At 73.7% G+C, this 2,852-nt stretch carries 1 protein-coding gene; it reads left to right on the top strand.

What is annotated here, in order from left to right; translation table 11 throughout:
* Nucleotides 1–2,852: beta-ketoacyl synthase N-terminal-like domain-containing protein (locus tag ABT367_RS41235; RefSeq protein WP_352259096.1), on the top strand; the 2,852-nt coding region annotated here is incomplete at both ends.

A 2,852-nucleotide genomic window follows, 5' to 3' on the forward strand; every position in this document is an offset into this window, starting at 1 on the left:
GCCCAGGGCCCGATGACCCGGGTCAGCGACCAGGCCCGGTTCGCCGCGGCCGTCGCGGACGGCGGCGGACTCCCGTTCATCGCGCTCGCCCTCGCCGGACGCGAGCAGACCCGCTCCATGCTGGAGCAGACCCGCGCCGCGCTCGGCGACCGCTCCTGGGGCGTCGGCATCCTCGGCTTCGCGCCCGAGGAGGTACGGACCGCCCAGCTCGAAGCCGTACGGGAACTGCGCCCCAGCCATGTCGTCATCGCCGGCGGCCGCCCCTCGCAGGCCGCCGCGCTCGAAGCCGACGGCATCGTCACCTTCCTGCATGTCCCCTCGCCAGGACTGCTCGGACAGTTCCTCGGCTCCGGTGCGCGCCGGTTCGTCTTCGAGGGCGCCGAGTGCGGGGGGCACATCGGGCCGCGCAACAGCTTCCCGCTGTGGGAGGCCCAACTCGCCGTACTGGAGGACTTCCTGGCCGCCGGCGACCTCGACCCGGCCGAGGTGCAGGTCCTCTTCGCGGGCGGCATCCACGACGAGCGCTCCGCCGCCATGGTGGCCGCGCTCGCCGCGCCGCTCACCGCCAAGGGCGTCGCCACCGGAGTCCTGATGGGCACCGCCTACCTCTTCACCGAGGAGGCCGTGGCCTGCGGGGCGATCCGGCCGCTGTTCCAGCAGGCCGTCCTGGACGCCGAGTCCACCGAGCTCCTGCACACCGCACCCGGGCACGCGACGCGCTGCGTGCCCAGCGCGTTCACCGGCGCCTACCAGTCGTACAAGGACGAACTGCGCGAGCAGGGCGTGCCCGACCGGCAGGCCTGGGAGGAGCTGGAGCGGCTCAACGTCGGACGGCTCAGGATCGCCAGCAAGGGCATCGAGCGGATCGGCGACGAACTCGTCGACGTGGACGAACAACGCCAGCTGGCCGACGGCATGTTCATGGCCGGCGAGGTAGCGGTCCTGCGCGGCGCGACCACCACCGTCGCCGAGCTCCACCACGGCGTCGCCGACCGTGCGGCGGACTACTACGCACGGCGCGTGGCAGCTCTCCGTACGGAGAAGGCGCCGCAGGAAGTGACCGCACCCGACGCCCTCGACATCGCCGTCGTCGGCATGTCCGCGATGTTCCCCGGCGCACCCGACCTCGACGCCTTCTGGGCGCAGATCCTCGCGGGCACCGACGCCGTCACCGAGGTCCCGGCCGACCGCTGGGACCCCGCCCTGCACTATGGCGAGGACGCCGAGGCCCACGACATCTCCGCCTCCAAGTGGGGCGGCTTCCTGCCGCGGATCCCCTTCGACCCGCTGGCGTACGGGATCCCGCCGGCCTCGCTCGCCAGCATCGAACCGGTCCAGCTGCTCGCCCTCGAAGCCGCCCGCAGGGCGCTGACGGACGCCGGGCTCGACCGCAAGGACTTCCCGCGCGAGCGCACCTGCGTGGTCTTCGGTGCCGAGGCCGGCAGCGATACGTCGAATGCCACGACCCTGCGGACCGTACTGCCGTCGTATCTCGGCCGGCTGCCCGAAGGAATCGAGCAGCAGCTGCCGAAGCTGACCGAGGACTCCTTCCCGGGGCTCCTGTCCAACGTCATCTCCGGCCGTATCGCCAACCGCCTCGACCTCGGCGGCGCCAACTTCACCGTCGACGCCGCCTGCGCCTCCGCGCTCACCGCCGTCGACGTGGCCTGCAAGGAGCTGGTCTCCGGGGCCGCCGACGTCGCGCTGTGCGGCGGGGCCGATCTGCACAACGGCATCAACGACTTCCTGCTCTTCTCCTCCGTGCACGCCCTGTCCAAGACCGGCCGCTGCCGGCCCTTCGCCGCCGACGCGGACGGCATCGCGCTCGGCGAGGGCGTGGCCTGCGTCGTCCTCAAACGGCGCGTGGACGCCGAGCGGGACGGCGACCGGATCTACGCCGTGATCAAGGGCGTCGGCGCGGCCAGCGACGGCCGCTCCCTCGGCCTGACCGCACCCCGCCCCGAGGGCCAGCGCGCCGCCCTGGAACGCGCCTACGCCCAGGCCCGCATCTCACCCGCCGACGTCGGCCTGGTCGAGGCGCACGGCACCGGCACCGTCGTCGGCGACCGCACCGAACTCACCGTCCTGTCCGAGGTGTTCGCCGAGGCGGGCGCCGAGCGCGGCGGCTGTGTCGTCGGCTCGGTGAAATCGCAGATCGGGCACACCAAGTGCGCCGCCGGACTCGCCGGACTCATCAAGACCGCCCTCGCCCTGCACACCGGAGTGCGCCCGCCGACCCTGCACGTCGAGGAGCCCAACCCGGCCTGGTCGGAGGCGGACAGCCCGTTCGCCTTCCATGGACGCGCCCTGCCCTGGGCCGAGCCGCCCGCGCGCAGGACCGCGGGAGTCAGCGCGTTCGGGTTCGGCGGCACCAACTTCCACGTCGTCCTCCAGGCGTACGAAGGCGGCGCCCCGCCCCGGCAGGGCAGCGCGCAGTGGCCCGCCGAGCTCTTCGTCTTCCGCACCCGCGAAGCCGCCGAGGAGACCCTCGCCCTCGCCGAGTCCGGCGCCTGGCGGCTGCGGGACCTCGCGCTCGCGGCGGCCCGGCGCGCGGAGACCGGCGCACGGACCTCCTTCGGCGCGGTGGTCGCCGACTCGGCCGATCAACTGCCCACGCTGGTACGGGACTTGCTGGACGGAAAGCGGGCGGCCGGCGTCTTCCCGGCTGAGGGTGAGCTCGGGGACGGCAAGGTCGCCTTCCTCTTCCCGGGTCAGGGCAGCCAGCGGCCCGGAATGCTCGCCGAGGTGTTCGCGGCCTTCCCCGGGACGCAGCGGCACCTGCTCGGCGCACCCGCCGACGTGATCTTCCCGCCCGCCGCGTTCAGCGACGCCGAGCGCGCCGCCCAGCGGGC

Origin of the sequence: Streptomyces mesophilus, from assembly GCF_040300965.1 — a bacterium.
Lineage (GTDB): Bacteria > Actinomycetota > Actinomycetes > Streptomycetales > Streptomycetaceae > Streptomyces > Streptomyces mesophilus_A.